Below are 17,642 nucleotides of genomic sequence, written 5' to 3'. Positions count from 1 at the left end.
GGGAAATAAAGTTAATTTCTTTTAAAGTATTCATCTGGATTGGGCTATTAAATTGGAATTGCTTTAAATTTGGCGCATGGGAAAATATTTCTTTTTGTCCCTCTTGGCAGGGATACTGTTTTCTTGCAGTGATGGCGACCTACAAATTGAGACTATTGATTTTGATAGCGTTGCCATTCAGTTTTGCACGGCACCACAAACGAGCGTGAAAAATATCATGTTCAAAATAAATGATGACGAGGCCTTAATTTTAGAGCTTCAAAGTGGTGTATTGAACAAGGGTGTCGTTGGGGAGACGATCATCACTGAAAGTTCAGTTCCCAGTCAATCGCAAGTTACGTACCGAATTTTTTCTGATGGTGTCACCAAAAATTACTTCTGTGATGCCATCCCTACTACCGAACCTACGGTGGTGGATGAAATTGAAGCCGAGGATGGCACTGTAATCATTCAAACTGTTGCCAACGAAGACAATACCGAGTTTGTGCATACCATTCAGTTGAGCGGGATTTCCTTTGTGACGGATACGGATGAACGGATTACTGACCTTACCATCAGTGAGTTTGGCGAGGTAAGCACCGCCATACCCGCACCAGCGGAATAGAACTACCCATTCTGAAAAATATAGACCTCCGTAGCACCCAATCCATATTTTTGGTACTCGGCATCATAAAACTTCAGGTTGTCATACTTTTTAAAAAGGTAATAGAGCTCTTCTTTTAGGATTCCTTCTCCCACACCATGAATAAAAACAACTTTTTGGATGCGTTTTTCAATGGCGAAGTCCAATTGCCGCTTGGCCGTTTCAAGTTGAATATTGAGCATATCAAAATTACTGAGGCCCTTGCTTGATTTCACCAATTGGTGAATGTGCAGGTCCACCTCCATTTTGGGAGCATTACGTTCTTTTGGCTTTATGGTCGGCGCTTTCCTTTTCTTGGGTTGTTCCTTTTCTTTTTTCACCTGAATCACTTCATAATTGGAGACTTTGATCCCTTTTTCCACCTTCACCAACTCTTTAATGGGATATTTCATGGGGAAACCTTCAGGAGTGACCAAAGTGACTATGATGCCATCTATGGATTCCACCCGGCCAGAAATGGCCTCGTCCAGTACTTCAACCTTATCCCCTACTGCAATCCCGCTCATACATCTCTACTAAAAAAATCTTGAAAAGTTAATCCCATAAACAAAAATAATAGTATTTTTCTTGACTGTTATAGTGATGATGTACTTACAACCAACCATTTTTTTTCTCAGTGCAAACGACTATATGCTGCCCTGTCTCAACAAAAAATTTTTTGGGGTAGAATGTCCGGGTTGTGGAATACAGCGTTCAGCGCATCTGTTATTGCAAGGTGAATTTTTGGAGGCGTTGAAAATGTACCCTGCCATATACCCCATAGTATCATTATTGTTTTTTTTGATTTTGAACATTTTTGTCAAATTCAAATTTGCCGACCAAATAAAATTGATTCTCATGCTTACCACGGCTGGAGCCATAATCGTAAGCTACTTAATAAAAATGAACATACTTTTTTAACCAAAAAAATAAATTATGGAACGACAAAAACTCCCTAATGCAACGCTCATACTAATCTTTGGTATTGTTTCCATTGTAACCTGTTGTTGTTATGGTATTCTTGGGTTGATTTTTGGCATCATCGCAATGGTTTTGGCCAATAGCGCTTTAAAACTACATGCCGCCAACCCAGAAATGTATGACGGTGTACAAAATGTAAAGACCGGTAGAATTTTGGCCATTATTGGAATAGTCCTTAATCTCCTGTTTATTGCATACATTGCTTGGATCTATACCACATTTGGATGGGATACCATGCAAGATCCTGAAGCACTGCGTGAGGCACTGGAAGACTTATTTGGACAATAAATTGCTTTACTGAATTTTGGAAAATTGAATATTTTCATCACATAACATCAATAACATATACAACCAATGGAAAACAACCAAAACATGCCGCCAAAGCCAAACAACTATATGGTGTTGGCCATTTTAAGCACCATTTTCTGCTGTATCGCTACGGGAATAGCCAGTATCATTTACGCTTCCAAAGTAAATGAACATTATGCAAGGGGTGAATATGCAGAAGCAGAAAGCGCATCAAAAAACGCGAAGATGTGGGCCCTAATCGGGTTAGGTGCTGCCGCGTTGATATGGATTGTCTATTTTGCCATCTTTGGCTTTGCACTCTTGGGCGGTCTAGCAAATGCCAACTATTAAAAAATCGGTATTGCTCATAGGATTGGGAGTATTGTCAGTTTTGGCAATACTCCTTTATTTTTCCTTTAATCCCGAAAAAGGGCTGTTCTTTCCGAAGTGTCCTTCCTATCAATATTTAGGGATTTATTGCTCTGGATGTGGAAGTCAAAGGGCCATCCATGACTTGCTCCATTTTCGTTTTGGGGAAGCCATTAGTCACAATTTACTTTTGATACCTGCGCTTTTTGTGATTGTACAACATGGGCTTGTAAAGGCCAAGGTACTCAAAACCAAAAGTTTCTTGAATTATAGATACGCACCCATTATCGTATTGATCATAGTGCTGCTCTTTATGTTCCTTCGGAACTTAAAAATGTATCCGTTTGAATATTTGGCCCCTTAATTGGCCACTTCGCTAATGAATTTTAGACGGTATAGTCTTAGTTCTTCATCTTCATAATCGCCCTCAAACTCTTCAACGGCATCTGAAATGGAATCGGTGTCTGCTTCCAAAAAATAGTCGTGGATTTCCTCTTGCTGATCCTCATCCAAAATCTCATCAATCCAATACCCAATATTGAGTTTTGTGCCACTGAATACAATCTGCTCCATTTCTTTGATAAGTTCGGGCAGCTCCAATCCCTTTGCCGAAGCAATATCGTCCAACGGCAGTTTTCTGTCCACGCTTTGGATCACATAGAGTTTTAAAGCCGAATTGGCCCCCGTGCTCTTTACCACAAGGTCATCAGGGCGGACGATGTCATTCTCATCCACATATTGCGCAATTAGACCAATGAAGGGTTTCCCATATTTTTTGGCCTTTCCTTCCCCAACACCTTGAATATTGAGGAGTTCATCCATGGTGATGGGATACTTGAGTGACATATCCTCCAAAGAAGGGTCCTGAAATACTACAAATGGTGGCATCCCCAATTTTTTAGCTTCCCTTTTGCGAAGGTCTTTGAGTAATTTGAGCAGGTTTTCGTCTGCAACAGCCCCACCAGACTTACCAGCAGTTACCACAGCATCTGTGCCTTCTTGAGTATACTCGTGGTCCTTCGTCATCTGGAAGGATTCTGGATTTTTGAGAAAGTCCTCTCCCGCTTTGGTCAGATGAAGGATGCCATAACGCTCAATCTCTTTTTTCAGCAGTCCAGCCACCAAAACCTGCCTGGTCAAGGCCATCCAATACATTTTATCCTTCCCGGCACCACTACCAAAAAATTCCTTTTCATCGGTTTTATGGGAAGATATCATGGCGTTGGTCTTACCTACCAAAATGCGGACAATTTCCTTGGTCTTGAATTTCTCATTGGTATCACGCACAACACTCAATAGTTTCACTACCTCATCCTTGGCCTCTTCTTTAGGCTTTGGATTTCGAGAATTATCATCCATATCGGCACCTTCACCATTGACTGCGTCAAAGTCTTCTCCAAAATAATGGAGAATGAACTTTCTACGGGAAATGGAAGTCTCGGCATAGGCCACAATTTCCTGCAATAATGCGTTACCAATTTCTTGCTCGGCCACAGGTTTACCGGACATGAACTTTTCCAGTTTTTCCACATCTTTATAGGCATAGAAGGCCAAACAATGTCCCTCGCCCCCATCTCTTCCGGCTCTACCTGTTTCTTGATAATAACTTTCAATGCTCTTGGGAATATCATGATGGATAACAAAACGAACATCTGGTTTATCAATACCCATACCAAAAGCAATGGTAGCCACAACAACGTCCACTTCTTCCATCAAGAACATATCCTGATACTTTGATCGGGTTTTCGCATCAAAACCAGCGTGGTAAGGCACGGCACTAATCCCATTGACTTGAAGTACTTGGGCCAATTCCTCCACCCGTTTTCGGCTTAAGCAATAAATAATGCCTGATTTCCCTTGATTCTGTTTTACAAAACGAATAATATCGGCATCCACATTCTGGGTCTTGGGTCTTACCTCGTAGAACAAATTAGGTCGATTAAAGGATGCCTTAAACACCTTGGCGTCCGTCATGCCCAAATTTTTAATGATGTCCTCCTGAACTTTTGGCGTAGCCGTTGCGGTGAGTCCAATAATGGGAATATCATCTCCCAACCTGTTAATGATGCCTTTAAGGTTTCGGTATTCCGGCCTAAAATCATGTCCCCATTCCGAGATACAGTGTGCTTCATCCACCGCCACAAAAGAAAGGGTCACATTTCGTAAAAACTCCACATTCTCCTCTTTGGTGAGGGATTCAGGGGCCACATACAAAAGTTTAGTAACACCGTTGGCCACGTCTTCCTTCACTTGCCTTACCTCGGTCTTGGTGAGGGAAGAATTCAACACATGGGCTATACCTGTCTGTTCGGAGATGCCCCGAATGGCATCCACCTGATTCTTCATTAAGGCAATCAAAGGAGAGACCACAATGGCCGTACCATCTTTCATAATGGCCGGGAGCTGGTAACAAAGGGATTTTCCACCTCCGGTGGGCATTATTACAAATGTATCTTTATTGTCAAGTATATTCTGAATTACTTTTTCCTGTAGCCCTTTAAACTTTGAGAAACCAAAATATTTTTTCAGGGAAGCATGTAAATCGGTATCCGTCAAACTCATTTCCGCATTTTTCAATTTATTGTAAGCCACCTCCAAAGGTAGTTGAAGCTCATATTTTTTACATCAATCAAAAGTAGGAAGTATTCTATCTTCCATAATAGTACATAAAAGATAGTTTGATTAGTTTTGTAATCTTAAATATAAGACATTCTTTTAGGAATACAATTAGATAATCTGTTTATTACCTTGAACGACGCCAAGTCTATTTTATCCATCGCCAAAAGAACCCTTGAGATTGAAAGCAAGGCCATCTTCAACTTGATTGACCAGCTTGACGACCAATTTGCCCATGCTGTACAATATATATTGGAATGCAAGGGAAGAGTTGTGGTTTCGGGTGTTGGGAAAAGTGCCATTGTGGCCTCAAAAATTGTAGCTACCCTAAACTCCACTGGAACACCCGCCTCTTTTATGCATGCTGCGGATGCAATTCACGGTGATTTGGGAACCATTCAGGAAAACGATGTGGTGGTGTGCCTTTCCAAAAGTGGCAATACCGCAGAGATAAAGGCATTGCTTCCGCTGATAAAAATTGCCAAAAACAAATTAATCGGGATTACCGGAAACATGGACTCCATTTTGGCCAAACAGGCCGATTTTGTCCTGAGCACCTTTGTGGAAAAGGAGGCATGCCCCAATGATCTTGCACCAACTACCAGTACTTCGGCACAGATGGCCATGGGTGATGCCCTTGCCATATGCCTGTTGGAATTGAGAGGTTTCAGCAGTGCTGATTTTGCCAAATACCACCCCGGCGGGGCATTGGGCAAAAAACTATATTTACGGGTGGCGGACATTGTGGTGAACAACCAAAAACCGCAGGTCGATGTCAATACAAGTGTTAAGGAGGTTATTGTAGAAATTTCTGAAAAAATGCTGGGGGTAACCGCCGTGATGAAAGAAGGAAAAGTGGTAGGTGTGGTCACCGATGGGGATATCCGTAGAATGCTCAGTAAATATGACAATATTAGTGGACTGACCGCGCAGGATATTATGACCTCCAATCCAAAAACAGTTGACGTGGATACCTTGGCCGTAAAAGCATTAAAAAAACTTCAGGAAAGTGGGATTTCACAGCTGTTGGCATTTGAGAATGGGAACTATGCCGGTGTGGTCCACATCCATAACCTTATAAATGAGGGAATCCTATAATGGCAAAAAAGAATAAGAAAAATCCAGATGAAATGTCCTTTTTGGACCATTTGGAAGAATTACGGTGGCATTTAATTCGGTCTACTTTGGCAATAGTCATAATTGCCTGCGTTGCATTTGTAATGAAAGACTTTGTCTTTGGGATTATTTTTGGCCCAAAGAGCATGGATTTCCCCACCTATCGCTTCTTTTGCAACATTGCAACTTCTTTTGGAATTGATTCCGAGTTTTGCGGCGATGAGCTTCCGTTTACCATACAGAGTAGGTTGATGGCCGGTCAGTTTTCGGCCCATATCTGGACCTCAATCTGGGCAGGTGTAATCATTGGTTTTCCTTACATTTTGTGGGAAATATGGCGATTTATAAGTCCAGGTCTTTACGAAAAGGAACGAAAATATTCCAGAGGATTTATTTTCACTGCTTCGATTTTGTTTTTCCTTGGAGTGCTCTTCGGATACTATGTGGTTGCCCCTCTATCCATCAACTTTTTGGGCACCTACCAAGTCAGTGATGTAGTAAACAATGAGATTGACCTAGCTTCTTATATTGGCACTGTGCGTGCGGCGGTTATTGCCTGCGGAATTATGTTTGAATTGCCCATTGTCATTTTCTTCCTGACCAAAGTGGGATTGGTCACCCCAGAAATTCTTAGAAAGTATCGGAAGATTGCATTGGTAATTGTTTTGATTCTCTCTGCAATCATTACCCCACCAGATATTACCAGTCAGATTGTGGTGGCCATTCCAGTACTGATTCTGTACCAAATAAGCATCTACATTTCCAAAATAGTGGTAAAACGAGAGGCTAAAAAAGAAAAAGAGAGAAAAAATGCCAAACCATAAAGTAGACGAATTCAATGCGTATCGTTCTAAAATGAACGAGAAGCTGTTAGCTGACAACAATAAGCTCATTAAACGCATTTTCAATTTGGACACCAACGCCTATATGGCAGGAGCCTTGGACGTAAAAACCAAGGAACTTTTAGGATTGGTAGCCTCAGCAGTACTCCGCTGTGACGACTGCGTAAAATACCATCTGGAAAGCTCCAAAAAAGCAGGCGCCAACAAAGAGGAGGTCATGGAAACTTTGGGCATCGCTACTTTGGTGGGCGGTACCATTGTGGTTCCCCATCTACGCCGAGCCTATGAATTTTGGGAAGCCTTGGAAGAAAACGAAGCTTAAAAAAATCCCAAAGACCCTTTTGTTGAAGGAGAATATGTTTAGTTTTGGCAAATTCCTATGAAGCTACGCGCAGAAAATATCATGAAGGCCTACCGCGGCCGAAAAGTTGTTAAGGGTATATCGCTTGAGGTTAATCAAGGGGAAATTGTAGGGCTTTTGGGTCCAAACGGAGCCGGAAAAACTACCTCATTTTATATGATCGTGGGGCTGATAAAGCCCAATGGGGGTAACATCTATTTGGACAAGATGGACATTACTTCTTTCCCCATGTACAAAAGAGCACAGAACGGTATTGGCTATTTAGCACAGGAGGCTTCCGTTTTTCGTAAGTTGAGTATTGAAAAAAACATTCTCAGTGTCCTCCAGTTGACCAATTTGAGTAAGAAAGAGCAACACATGAAAATGGAATCGCTCATTGACGAGTTTGGTCTGGGACATATTCGTAAGAACCGTGGTGACCTATTATCGGGAGGGGAACGACGGCGTACCGAAATCGCGCGTGCCCTTGCCACTGACCCTAAATTCATCTTATTGGATGAGCCTTTTGCTGGAGTTGACCCTGTTGCCGTGGAGGATATTCAGCGCATTGTGGCCCAATTGAAGAACAAAAACATCGGTATTTTGATTACCGACCACAATGTACAGGAAACCTTGGCCATTACCGAACGCTCCTATTTAATGTTTGAAGGTGGCATCCTAAAAGCAGGTGTTCCAGAGGAACTGGCGGTGGATGAAATGGTTCGTAAAGTATATTTGGGGCAAAACTTCGAGCTCCGCAAAAAGAAGTTGGATTTTTAATCCTTTCTCTTCTTCATTTTTACCACTATTGAAGGTGACAGCAATTTTAAATGTTCAATAAACCCCATCTTATCTTTTGGGGAGATGATAACACTTTTGTATTTTCCGTAAAGTACCTCTAAACGGTCCAATGATGCGGCTGGTGCTGATATCAAGGTATTCGTTTCCACTATTCCGGTAATGGAATCAACAGGTATTTCCTTTTTGAACCAAAAGAATGTTTTTACTACCAAATTCTTGTCATCGATTTTGTATGATATTGAATTGAAAAGAAGAACTACAACAAGTAAAATGCCTATTTGTATGGCGAAATCAATCCACTTCCCGGCTTCAAAAGTAAAATAGATACCTACTCCAAAGCTCACAAGCACGAGTACAAGTAACCCCCATCCTACTTTTGAAGGATATACCTTCATTTGTTTATTTTCCACCTTTTTTAGGAATAAGTACTGACGCAAGAATATAGAAAATAATAATCAAGGGAATAGCCAAAAACTTTAAGGTCAATAGCATCACCAAACTTCCAATCAAGAACAGATACTTAACCCCATTATCCTTAAAACTCCAATTCTTGAATTTTAAAGCGAAAAGTTCAATGGAAGAATTCAGTAAATAGGCACTAACCACCGTTAAGCCCATCAAAAACCATTGATTAAGAATTATATTGCTCAACACTTCATTGTTGTGGTACAGCAAAATCAAAGGAAGTGAAAGAATCAATAGTGCATTGGCCGGTGTAGGCAATCCCCTGAACGAAGAAACCTGATTTTCATCCACATTGAACTTGGCTAATCGGTATGCAGAAGCAAGTGTAATCAAGAATCCAAAAAACGGTAATACGGTCATTTCATCATCATGTCCAAAAAAGCCGAGGTTCCATCCGCCGCGTTCGGCCATATTCAACAATTGAAACATAACAATACCAGGCACCAATCCACTGGTAATCACATCGGCCAAAGAATCCAACTGCACCCCAACTTCACTCTGGACTTTAAGGGCTCTTGCGGCCAATCCATCAAAAAAATCAAAAAATATGCCGATGAACACAAAGAGCACTGCCAGTTCCAAATGGTTAAGCACGGCAAAAACAGTGGCCACACAACCACTAAAAACATTGAACAAGGTTAGCAAATTGGGAATATAGGACTTCATAAAGTTCGGTTTCCGTAAAAATAAGAGAAAAAACAAACTGTTGAATTTTGATATTCGGCTGCATTGTATTTATTCTGATATTTGCGAGACAACAATAAAAATGAGACAAAGGCTTTTCCTCATCATACTCTTGGTTGGATCTTGGGCATTTTCCCAAGCACCACAACTTTCAGAGAAATCCCAAATAAGTCTGCTCACGTGTGCAGCTGGTGATGAATTATATTACGCCTTTGGACACAGTGCGTTTCGCGTTCAGGATCCCGTTTTGGGTGTCGATGTTGTCTACAACTACGGAACCTTTGATTTTAACCAACCCAATTTCTACCTCAATTTTGTTAAAGGTCGAATGATCTATTCGCTCTCACGTAGAAGTTTTGATGATTTCCTTTTTGAGTATGAGTTGGAAAAAAGATGGGTCAAAGAACAAATTTTTGACCTAACCCTAGAAGAAAGAAACCAGATGCTCGCTTTCTTTGAAGAAAATTACCTGCCTCAAAATCGAGATTATCTATACGACCCGTTATTGAACAATTGCTCCAGCATTACAGGAACCATTTTAAAACAACAATATGGCGATACCATTGTTTTTGAAGATTCCCATTTGGAAGAACGCTATAGTTTTAGACAACTGGTAAGGCAGTTTCTTGATACCAATTCATGGTCCATGTTTGGTATTGATTTAGCCTTCGGGTCTAAAGTAGACAGAACCGCAACCGTGCAAGAACACATGTTCCTACCCTATTACGCCATGGTTCAAATACGGCATACCACAAAAGACGGAAAACCTTTGTTGAAACGAGAGCGGACCATCTTGGATTATGCTGAGCATACAAAACAGCATTTTTTCCCCCTTACACCACTGTTCTGGTTTATATTACTCTTGATTTTTACAGGTATTGTCACCTATTTCGATTACAAACACAAGGTAAGAAGTCGATGGTTGGACTTTTCGTTGTTTCTCATCACAGGTTTGATTGGAATATTTTTGCTGTTTCTCTGGTTGGCCACCGACCATACCTCTACCCCGAACAACTTTAATGTACTATGGGCCTTTCCGCTCAATGCCATTGTGGCTTTTATCTTCGTATTTGACGACAAGTTACCTGACTGGTCTCCGAAATACATGTACGCTATGTTGGGCCTTATAGGATTAATGGTGGTGCTGTGGATATTCCACGTACAGATTTTTTCACTCGTAGTGATTCCCTTACTTTTGACCTTGGCCGTCCGATACATTTATCTAATTCTATATTCCAAATTGTAGAATTGGCAATTAATTGATTACCCATGAACTTACTTACGGTAGAAAACATATCTAAATCTTATGGGGAACTGGTCCTGTTTTCCAATATTTCCTTCGGAATAAATAAAGACCAAAAAATTGCATTGATTGCCAAAAATGGAAGCGGTAAGACCTCCATTCTCAATATTATGTCGGGTAAGGACGCCTCGGAAACAGGTCAAGTAACCGTTAGAAAGGACACCAAAGTAGCTTTTTTGGAACAAGAACCCAACCTGAATCCCAACCTCACCATTGAAGAAACCATTTTCACAACGGACAACGAAATACTTAAGGTGATTGCTGCTTACGAAAAGGCCATGGAAAATCCTGAGGATACAAACCGTTACCAAAAAGCTTTCGAGGCGATGGAACGTCATAGTGCGTGGGATTTTGAAACCCAATACAAGCAAATCCTGTTCAAATTGCAACTGACCAAGCTAGATGCCAAGGTCAACACCCTTTCTGGGGGACAGAAAAAACGTTTGGCACTGGCCAATGTGCTCCTGAACAAACCAGATTTGCTCATTATGGACGAGCCCACCAACCATTTGGACTTGGAAATGATCGAATGGCTTGAAGCGTATTTTTCCAAGGAGAATATTACGCTCTTTATGGTGACGCACGATCGTTATTTTCTGGACCGGGTCTGTAATGAGATCATAGAGCTGGACAACAATCAGTTGTACACGTACAAAGGCAACTATTCGTATTATTTGCAAGAAAAAGATGCTCGACTGGAGCGCGAAGCTGTAGAACAACACAAATCCAAACAGCTATACAAAAAGGAACTGGATTGGATGCGCAGACAGCCCAAGGCACGTACCACAAAATCCAAATCCCGAATTGATGATTTCACTGAAATCAAGAAAAGGGCACACCAACGCCGAAAAGACCACAAAGTTGAATTGGAACTGAATATGGAGCGTTTGGGCAGTAAGATTTTGGAACTTCACAATGTGTCCAAATCCTACGATGACAAAGTCATTCTCAACAAATTTGATTACAATTTTAACAAAGGGGAGCGAGTAGGTATCATTGGAAAAAATGGTACGGGAAAATCCACTTTTTTGAATATACTTACCCAACGCGAAGCTGTGGACGGCGGAAAAGTGGTAGTGGGTGATACCCTAAAATTTGGATACTATACCCAAAAGGGTATTCCTGCAAAAGAAGGCCAAAAGGTCATTGATGTCATTCGCGAGTTTGGGGATTACATTCCACTAAAAAAAGGAAAGCAAATTTCAGCTCAGCAATTGTTGGAACGCTTTCTGTTTGACCGAAAAAAACAGTACGACTTTGTTGAAAAACTCAGTGGTGGAGAACGAAAACGACTTTACCTCTGCACCGTACTCATTCAAAATCCCAATTTTTTGATTCTGGATGAGCCCACCAACGATTTGGACATCGTTACCCTAAATGTACTGGAAAGTTTTCTGCTGGATTTCCCGGGTTGCCTGATCGTGGTCTCGCACGACCGGTATTTCATGGACAAAATTGTAGATCATTTATTTGTTTTTAAAGGCGATGGGGTGATAGAGGATTTCCCTGGAAATTATACCGATTACCGTGTCTACGAAAACAGTAAGGTCGTTGAAGAGCGAGAAAACAAAACCACTTCTTCGGAAAAAACAGAAAACAATTGGCGGGATACCAGCGGGGGTAAACTCTCCTATTCGGAACAAAAGGAGTACAAACAACTCGAAAAGGACATCCAAAAATTGGAAGAAAAGAAAGCAGAGCTCCAAAACAAGTTCATGGATCCCGATTTGGATGGTGATGCCATCAGCAATTTATCCATCGAACTCAAAGTAGTTGAAGATGGTATTGAAACAAAAACAGAACGCTGGTTTGAACTTTCTGCCATATTAGAGGGGTAAAAAATGTGGTTTAAAATTATTTCCTATCTCAAATTTCTCCTCAAATCCACCAATGAGCATGGGGTACACTCCCCTTTTGTGTTCAATTTTGTAACAAAATGTTTGTATTCAAAAAAGAAGCTTCATAGCAACAAAAGCATTGATGTATTATTGAAGAGCATTGGTTACTTTAATTGTGAAAATATCCAAATCAATACCTTTCCAGAGATTGAAACACTAGTTGGAAACACCTTTGAAAACATTTCTTTTGATGTAACCCTCTTGGACATGCTTTATACCGATTCTATGAGTGCATCAGATTTTCTTGAGCTTCTTACTAAAGAAAAACTTCATAACGACAGCATGATTTTAATCAACGGGATTCATCAAGACAGACAGAAAAAGCAAGCTTGGGAAAGTTTGGTTGCTTTGCCCAATATCACCGTTAGCATTGATATGTTCCATTGCGGAGCCCTATTCGTAAGGAGGGAACAGGTGAAAGAACATTTCACCATTCGGATTTAAAAAAGTATTTTTAAGTATGGAAAGTGCAACAACAGACAACACCATTTGGTATGTCCTCGTAGTTTTGGGGCTTATTTATTTGATCATTTTATTCCGAAATAAAAAAGCTACCCGTCGCAGGAAATCCCGCAGATTCATGGAAGGGAAACGTATGCATGACCGGGACAATCAACAATAAACAATTTACAATGGGCAGTGAACAATAATCAATTATCAATGGACAATAATCAATACCCCTAACTCCTTACACCTAAATGAAGATATACACCAAAACTGGAGATAAAGGCACCACGGCATTGTTCACAGGGACCCGCGTGCCCAAACATCACATCCGTATTGAAAGCTACGGCACCATTGATGAACTTAATTCGTTTTTGGGATTGCTTCGTGATCAAGAGATGGACACCCATACCAAAGAAATATTGATGTTGATTCAGGACAAACTGTTCACTGTGGGCTCCATTTTGGCCACAGAGCCCAAAAGAGATCATCGTCTCAAGATTCCTCGGATCAGTGAGGATGACATCGAACTTTTGGAAAAAGAAATGGACCAAATGAACGAAAGTCTTCCAGAAATGACACATTTTATCCTACCCGGGGGCCACACGACCGTGTCATACTGTCATATTGCCAGAACCGTTTGCCGCCGGGCAGAGCGAATGGTATCCTATTTACACGAAAATGAACCCGTCCCAGCCTCGTTGCTGTCCTACATCAACCGTCTTTCCGATTATTTGTTTGTATTGGCACGGAAGTTGTCAAACGACTTAAAAGCCCAAGAAGTCAAGTGGATTCCAAAGGAGAAGGACTAAAAAAATCGCTTTTTTAACGCAATTGTTTTGTCAACTCCAAAATAATTTTTAATTAATACTGTTTTTACTTGACTAATTGAGTTTAAAAATTATTTTTGCAAAAAATTTAAAATCAAACCGTTACTATGTACTGGACACTAGAACTAGCCTCATATTTAAGTGATGCGCCTTGGCCAGCCACCAAAGACGAACTGATAGATTACGCAATCCGTACCGGAGCACCATTGGAAGTTGTGGAAAACCTCCAATCCATGGAAGAAGAGGGCGGCGAGATATATGAGTCCATTGAGGAAATATGGCCCGACTATCCTACCGAAGAAGACTATCTTTGGAATGAGGATGAATATTAATTTCGGAAAACACAAAGCACGTTAAAAAGTCTCTTTTGAGGCTTTTTTTTATGTAATTTTGACAGCCCAGCAAAAGAATTCCACCTTATTCTCATCAATGGAACAGCTTTTGCCATTCTAACGAAAAGACATTTCATGAGTTTGATTAATTCCGTACTGAAGGTTTTTGTAGGAGATAAATCAGAAAAGGACGTTAAGGCCCTACAACCTTTGGTAAAAGAGATAAAATCCTTTGAGCAAGCACTCGAAGGATTGAGCCACGATGAACTAAGACAGAAAACCGTTTCCTTCAAAGCCCAGATTGCCGAAGATTGCAAAGAAATCAATGATAAGATTGCAGCACTGGAGCACGAAGTGGAAAACTCCAATGACATAGACCGCAATGAAGAAATCTATGCTGAAATAGACAAGCTCAACGAAGAAGCCTACCAAATTTCAGAAAAGACCCTCAACACCATACTTCCCGAAGCCTTTGCGGTGGTAAAAGAAACCGCCAAACGCTTTGCGGCCAATGAAACCCTTACGGTTACCGCCACGGAGTTCGACCGTGCCATTTCGGGAACCAAGGATTACGTCAACTTGGAAGACGACAAAGCCATTTGGAATAATTCCTGGGATGCCGCAGGGAAGGAAGTCACTTGGGATATGGTTCATTATGATGTGCAGTTGATCGGTGGTATATGTCTCCACCAAGGAAAAATTGCCGAGATGCAAACGGGTGAGGGTAAAACATTGGTGGCTACCCTCCCACTCTATTTGAACGCATTGGCCGGAAAAGGAGCCCATTTGGTGACCGTGAACGATTACTTGGCCAAAAGGGACAGTGCATGGATGGCTCCCATTTTTGAATTCCATGGACTATCCGTGGATTGCATTGACAAGCACCAACCCAATTCCGACGGAAGACGGGCCGCTTATAATGCCGATATTACCTACGGAACCAACAACGAGTTCGGTTTTGACTACCTGCGTGATAACATGGCACATACCCCAGGAGATTTGGTGCAGCGACCACATCATTATGCCATTGTGGATGAAGTGGATTCCGTATTGATCGATGATGCCCGTACCCCTTTGATCATATCCGGTCCCGTTCCAGAAGGTGACCGACATGAATTCAACGAGCTCAAACCAAAGGTTTCGGACATCGTTCAAAAGCAAAGACAGCATTTAACAGGCGTTTTGGCCGAGGCAAAAAAACTTATCGCCGCAGGAGATACCAAAGAAGGAGGGTTCCTCTTGCTTCGGGTACACCGTGGACTACCTAAAAACAAGGCACTCATTAAATTTTTGAGTGAAGAGGGGGTAAAACAGTTGTTGCAGAAAACGGAAAACTTCTACATGCAAGACAATAATCGGGAAATGCCCAAGGTAGATGCCGATTTGTTGTTTGTGATTGATGAGAAGAACAACCAGATAGAATTGACCGATAAAGGTGTTGATTATATTTCCGGGGATCAGGACAAGGATTTCTTTGTGATGCCGGATATTGGCAGTGAAATCGCCAAGATTGAAAATCAAGACCTTGAAATTGAAAAAGAAGCCGAACTCAAGGAAGAACTGTTCAAGGATTTTGCTGTAAAAAGTGAACGCATCCACACTATGACCCAATTGTTGAAAGCCTACACCCTCTTTGAAAAAGATGTGGAATATGTGGTCTTGGACAATAAGGTGATGATCGTAGACGAGCAGACTGGCCGTATCATGGACGGTAGACGCTATTCAGATGGATTGCATCAAGCCATTGAAGCGAAGGAAAACGTGAAGATTGAGGCCATGACCCAGACCTTTGCCACCATCACGCTGCAGAATTACTTTAGAATGTACAACAAGCTTGCGGGAATGACAGGTACAGCTGTTACCGAAGCAGGTGAGTTCTGGGAAATCTACAAGTTGGATGTGATGGAAATTCCTACCAACAGACCTATTGCCAGAGATGACCGACACGATTTGATCTATAAGACCAAACGTGAAAAATACAACGCCATCATAGATGAAGTTACCAAACTCTCCCAATCAGGTCGACCTGTATTGATCGGTACAACCTCGGTAGAGATTTCAGAGTTGCTATCCAAATTGTTGAGCGTTCGTAAGGTGCCCCATAATGTATTGAACGCCAAATTGCACAAAAAGGAAGCTGATATTGTTGCTGAAGCGGGTAAATCTGGTATTGTGACCATTGCCACCAACATGGCCGGTAGGGGTACCGACATTAAATTGAGTCCAGAAGTGAAAAAAGCTGGTGGTTTGGCCATTGTGGGCACAGAACGACATGATTCACGCCGTGTGGATAGACAGTTACGTGGTCGTTCTGGACGACAAGGTGACCCAGGAAGTTCGCAGTTCTATGTTTCCTTGGAAGACAACCTGATGCGGTTGTTCGGCTCGGACCGAGTGGCCAAAATGATGGACCGTATGGGCTTGGAAGAAGGCGAAGTCATTCAGCACTCCATGATGACCAAATCCATTGAGCGGGCCCAGAAAAAAGTTGAGGAGAACAACTTTGGTATCCGTAAACGTTTGTTGGAATACGATGATGTAATGAACGCCCAAAGGGAGGTCATCTATAAACGAAGAAAGCACGCTCTGCAAGGAGAACGACTTAAAGTAGACATCGCCAACATGATCTACGATACGTGTGAGGTCATTGCTGAGACCAACAAAATGGCAGATGACTTCAAGAATTTTGAGTTTGAACTTATTAAATACTTCTCCATTACCTCGCCCATCAGTGAAGAAGAGTTCAAAAAAATGAGCTTCCAACAAATCGCCAACAAAATCAATGATGAGGCCTACGATTACTACAAACAGAAAATGGAGCGTAGTGCCACTGTGGCGTTTCAGGTCATCAAAAAGGTATATGAGGATCAAACCAATAAGTTTGAACGTATTGTGGTGCCCTTTACTGATGGCATAAAGACCCTTAATGTAGTCACCAATCTGGAGAAAGCCTACAACACCAATGGCAAACAGTTGATAACGGACTTTGAAAAAAACATTACACTTGCCATCATTGATGATTCTTGGAAGACCCATTTGCGTAAAATGGATGAATTAAAGCAATCCGTCCAGTTAGCCGTCCATGAACAAAAGGACCCACTATTGATTTACAAGTTCGAGGCTTTTGAACTTTTCAAGGAGATGATTGACAAAGTGAACAAAGAAGTTATTTCGTTCCTGTTCAAGGGTGAATTGCCTTCAGAAAACACCAATCAAATCCAAGAGGCAAGAAGCGTTCGAAGACCCAAGGAAAATTTGAAGACATCCAAGGAGGAGATTCCAAATAGTGACGAGTTGGCCGCACAGAACAGAGCAGCAGGACAAACCCAGCGCCAACGGCCACAGGTTACGGAAACCATAGTTCGTGAAAAACCAAAAATTGGTAGAAACGATCGTGTTACCATCAAAAATGTCATGTCTGGGGAGAGCAAAACCTGCAAGTACAAACAAGCGGAACCCCTAATTGACAAAGGTGAATGGGTGCTTGTTGAGGACTAATTCCCTTGAATTCAAGAAATGCATGCGGCAGCTAATTATAGCTGCCGCTTTTGATTATATCAAAAAACATATTTAGATTTACATCCGAAACACCCCGTAATAAGCTACTTTTACTACTCCATTTTTCAACCTTTAGTGTAGTAGAGCAGAACAATCAAGCGCAGTATATGAAGGCTCCTGTCAAGGATAAACAACTTTTGCAAGACAAAATCG

Annotated in this window: 19 protein-coding genes; 15 read left to right on the top strand and 4 right to left on the bottom strand. The window is 41.5% G+C overall.

Translation table 11 applies throughout. The annotated features are described in order from the left end of the window. Positions 1 to 76: 76 nt before the first annotated feature. Positions 77 to 604 carry a hypothetical protein gene (locus ACFOWS_RS05910; RefSeq protein WP_379763026.1) on the top strand — a complete coding sequence of 176 codons (528 nt, stop codon included), beginning with the start codon at positions 77 to 79 and terminating at the stop codon, positions 602 to 604. A 2-nt stretch (positions 605 to 606) separates the two neighbouring features. Here the strand turns inward: ACFOWS_RS05910 and ACFOWS_RS05905 are convergent, their stop codons facing one another. Next, on the bottom strand, positions 607 to 1,149 hold the full coding sequence (locus ACFOWS_RS05905; RefSeq protein ID WP_379763025.1) for a Smr/MutS family protein: 543 nt from the start codon (positions 1,147 to 1,149) through the stop codon (positions 607 to 609). A gap of 76 nt (positions 1,150 to 1,225) precedes the next feature. Here ACFOWS_RS05905 and ACFOWS_RS05900 point away from each other — a divergent pair, with 76 nt between their 5' ends. The 4 genes from ACFOWS_RS05900 (at position 1,226) to ACFOWS_RS05885 (ending at position 2,624) form a co-directional block, all read left to right on the top strand. Further along, positions 1,226 to 1,543, top strand: a complete 318-nt coding sequence (locus tag ACFOWS_RS05900) for a DUF2752 domain-containing protein (RefSeq protein WP_379763024.1) — start codon at positions 1,226 to 1,228, stop codon at positions 1,541 to 1,543. A gap of 15 nt (positions 1,544 to 1,558) precedes the next feature. Continuing rightward, on the top strand, positions 1,559 to 1,891 hold the full coding sequence (locus ACFOWS_RS05895) for a CCC motif membrane protein (RefSeq protein ID WP_379763023.1): 333 nt from the start codon (positions 1,559 to 1,561) through the stop codon (positions 1,889 to 1,891). Positions 1,892 to 1,957: 66 nt separating this feature from the next. Further along, a complete protein-coding gene (locus ACFOWS_RS05890) occupies positions 1,958 to 2,242 on the top strand; it encodes a CD225/dispanin family protein (RefSeq protein ID WP_366587851.1) in 285 nt (94 codons plus the stop codon). Continuing rightward, a complete protein-coding gene (locus ACFOWS_RS05885; protein ID WP_379763022.1) occupies positions 2,229 to 2,624 on the top strand; it encodes a DUF2752 domain-containing protein in 396 nt (131 codons plus the stop codon). Before ACFOWS_RS05890 ends, ACFOWS_RS05885 begins: the two co-directional genes overlap by 14 nt. Here ACFOWS_RS05885 and ACFOWS_RS05880 read toward each other — a convergent pair. Continuing rightward, positions 2,621 to 4,822 (bottom strand): RecQ family ATP-dependent DNA helicase, encoded by a 2,202-nt coding sequence (locus ACFOWS_RS05880; protein WP_379763021.1) that lies wholly within the window; start codon positions 4,820 to 4,822, stop codon positions 2,621 to 2,623. The two genes, ACFOWS_RS05885 and ACFOWS_RS05880, sit on opposite strands and share 4 nt — an antisense overlap. Positions 4,823 to 5,008: 186 nt before the next feature. On the opposite strand from ACFOWS_RS05880, the gene ACFOWS_RS05875 reads away from it, so the two are divergent. Genes ACFOWS_RS05875 through lptB form a run of 4 tightly spaced genes read left to right on the top strand, consistent with a single transcriptional unit; the run spans position 5,009 to position 7,954 of the window. Then, on the top strand, positions 5,009 to 5,974 hold the full coding sequence (locus ACFOWS_RS05875; RefSeq protein WP_379763020.1) for a KpsF/GutQ family sugar-phosphate isomerase: 966 nt from the start codon (positions 5,009 to 5,011) through the stop codon (positions 5,972 to 5,974). Beyond that, positions 5,974 to 6,816 carry a twin-arginine translocase subunit TatC gene (gene tatC, locus ACFOWS_RS05870; RefSeq protein ID WP_379763019.1) on the top strand — a complete coding sequence of 281 codons (843 nt, stop codon included), beginning with the start codon at positions 5,974 to 5,976 and terminating at the stop codon, positions 6,814 to 6,816. Before ACFOWS_RS05875 ends, tatC begins: the two co-directional genes overlap by 1 nt. Continuing rightward, positions 6,803 to 7,156, top strand: coding sequence for a carboxymuconolactone decarboxylase family protein (locus ACFOWS_RS05865; RefSeq protein ID WP_067033472.1), 354 nt, complete (start codon positions 6,803 to 6,805; stop codon positions 7,154 to 7,156). The genes tatC and ACFOWS_RS05865 overlap by 14 nt, the downstream gene beginning before the upstream one ends. A gap of 57 nt (positions 7,157 to 7,213) precedes the next feature. Then, the gene (gene lptB, locus ACFOWS_RS05860) at positions 7,214 to 7,954 is read left to right on the top strand and encodes an LPS export ABC transporter ATP-binding protein (RefSeq protein WP_207097074.1); all 741 of its coding nucleotides are present in this window, start codon (positions 7,214 to 7,216) and stop codon (positions 7,952 to 7,954) included. Here the strand turns inward: lptB and ACFOWS_RS05855 are convergent. Continuing rightward, complete coding sequence (locus tag ACFOWS_RS05855; protein WP_379763017.1) at positions 7,951 to 8,370, bottom strand: PH domain-containing protein; 420 nt, start codon at positions 8,368 to 8,370, stop codon at positions 7,951 to 7,953. The two genes, lptB and ACFOWS_RS05855, sit on opposite strands and share 4 nt — an antisense overlap. A 4-nt stretch (positions 8,371 to 8,374) precedes the next feature. After that, the gene (locus ACFOWS_RS05850; protein ID WP_379763016.1) at positions 8,375 to 9,106 is read right to left on the bottom strand and encodes a CDP-alcohol phosphatidyltransferase family protein; all 732 of its coding nucleotides are present in this window, start codon (positions 9,104 to 9,106) and stop codon (positions 8,375 to 8,377) included. A gap of 100 nt (positions 9,107 to 9,206) precedes the next feature. Here ACFOWS_RS05850 and ACFOWS_RS05845 point away from each other — a divergent pair, with 100 nt between their 5' ends. From ACFOWS_RS05845 to secA, 6 genes are all read left to right on the top strand, one after another. Next, positions 9,207 to 10,370 (top strand): lipoprotein N-acyltransferase Lnb domain-containing protein, encoded by a 1,164-nt coding sequence (locus ACFOWS_RS05845; protein ID WP_379763015.1) that lies wholly within the window; start codon positions 9,207 to 9,209, stop codon positions 10,368 to 10,370. Between the two features lie 23 nt (positions 10,371 to 10,393). Next, the gene (locus tag ACFOWS_RS05840) at positions 10,394 to 12,265 is read left to right on the top strand and encodes an ABC-F family ATP-binding cassette domain-containing protein (RefSeq protein WP_379763014.1); all 1,872 of its coding nucleotides are present in this window, start codon (positions 10,394 to 10,396) and stop codon (positions 12,263 to 12,265) included. Between the two features lie 3 nt (positions 12,266 to 12,268). After that, the gene (locus ACFOWS_RS05835) at positions 12,269 to 12,769 is read left to right on the top strand and encodes a hypothetical protein (protein WP_379763013.1); all 501 of its coding nucleotides are present in this window, start codon (positions 12,269 to 12,271) and stop codon (positions 12,767 to 12,769) included. Between the two features lie 254 nt (positions 12,770 to 13,023). After that, the gene (locus tag ACFOWS_RS05830; RefSeq protein ID WP_379763012.1) at positions 13,024 to 13,581 is read left to right on the top strand and encodes a cob(I)yrinic acid a,c-diamide adenosyltransferase; all 558 of its coding nucleotides are present in this window, start codon (positions 13,024 to 13,026) and stop codon (positions 13,579 to 13,581) included. Positions 13,582 to 13,706: 125 nt separating this feature from the next. Then, entirely contained in the window at positions 13,707 to 13,931 is a 225-nt protein-coding gene (locus ACFOWS_RS05825) for a DUF2795 domain-containing protein (RefSeq protein ID WP_013551418.1), read from the top strand. 135 nt (positions 13,932 to 14,066) lie between these two features. After that, a complete protein-coding gene (gene secA / locus ACFOWS_RS05820; RefSeq protein ID WP_379763011.1) occupies positions 14,067 to 17,429 on the top strand; it encodes a preprotein translocase subunit SecA in 3,363 nt (1,120 codons plus the stop codon). The last annotated feature ends 213 nt before the right edge of the window (positions 17,430 to 17,642 follow it).

This window comes from Flagellimonas marina (assembly GCF_042651185.1).
Classification (GTDB): domain Bacteria; phylum Bacteroidota; class Bacteroidia; order Flavobacteriales; family Flavobacteriaceae; genus Flagellimonas; species Flagellimonas marina.
This window is presented reverse-complemented; position numbering and strand designations above follow the sequence as displayed.

Bases quoted from the DNA above. Each gene is read 5' to 3' on its own strand.
- ACFOWS_RS05910 (WP_379763026.1), top strand. From the start codon at position 77: ATGGGAAAATATTTCTTTTTGTCCCTCTTGGCAGGGATACTGTTTTCT.
- ACFOWS_RS05905 (WP_379763025.1), bottom strand. From the start codon at position 1,149: ATGAGCGGGATTGCAGTAGGGGATAAGGTTGAAGTACTGGACGAGGCC.
- ACFOWS_RS05900 (WP_379763024.1), top strand. From the start codon at position 1,226: ATGATGTACTTACAACCAACCATTTTTTTTCTCAGTGCAAACGACTAT.
- ACFOWS_RS05895 (WP_379763023.1), top strand. From the start codon at position 1,559: ATGGAACGACAAAAACTCCCTAATGCAACGCTCATACTAATCTTTGGT.
- ACFOWS_RS05890 (WP_366587851.1), top strand. From the start codon at position 1,958: ATGGAAAACAACCAAAACATGCCGCCAAAGCCAAACAACTATATGGTG.
- ACFOWS_RS05885 (WP_379763022.1), top strand. From the start codon at position 2,229: ATGCCAACTATTAAAAAATCGGTATTGCTCATAGGATTGGGAGTATTG.
- ACFOWS_RS05880 (WP_379763021.1), bottom strand. From the start codon at position 4,822: ATGAGTTTGACGGATACCGATTTACATGCTTCCCTGAAAAAATATTTT.
- tatC (WP_379763019.1), top strand. From the start codon at position 5,974: ATGGCAAAAAAGAATAAGAAAAATCCAGATGAAATGTCCTTTTTGGAC.
- ACFOWS_RS05865 (WP_067033472.1), top strand. From the start codon at position 6,803: ATGCCAAACCATAAAGTAGACGAATTCAATGCGTATCGTTCTAAAATG.
- lptB (WP_207097074.1), top strand. From the start codon at position 7,214: ATGAAGCTACGCGCAGAAAATATCATGAAGGCCTACCGCGGCCGAAAA.
- ACFOWS_RS05855 (WP_379763017.1), bottom strand. From the start codon at position 8,370: ATGAAGGTATATCCTTCAAAAGTAGGATGGGGGTTACTTGTACTCGTG.
- ACFOWS_RS05850 (WP_379763016.1), bottom strand. From the start codon at position 9,106: ATGAAGTCCTATATTCCCAATTTGCTAACCTTGTTCAATGTTTTTAGT.
- ACFOWS_RS05845 (WP_379763015.1), top strand. From the start codon at position 9,207: ATGAGACAAAGGCTTTTCCTCATCATACTCTTGGTTGGATCTTGGGCA.
- ACFOWS_RS05840 (WP_379763014.1), top strand. From the start codon at position 10,394: ATGAACTTACTTACGGTAGAAAACATATCTAAATCTTATGGGGAACTG.
- ACFOWS_RS05835 (WP_379763013.1), top strand. From the start codon at position 12,269: ATGTGGTTTAAAATTATTTCCTATCTCAAATTTCTCCTCAAATCCACC.
- ACFOWS_RS05830 (WP_379763012.1), top strand. From the start codon at position 13,024: ATGAAGATATACACCAAAACTGGAGATAAAGGCACCACGGCATTGTTC.
- ACFOWS_RS05825 (WP_013551418.1), top strand. From the start codon at position 13,707: ATGTACTGGACACTAGAACTAGCCTCATATTTAAGTGATGCGCCTTGG.
- secA (WP_379763011.1), top strand. From the start codon at position 14,067: ATGAGTTTGATTAATTCCGTACTGAAGGTTTTTGTAGGAGATAAATCA.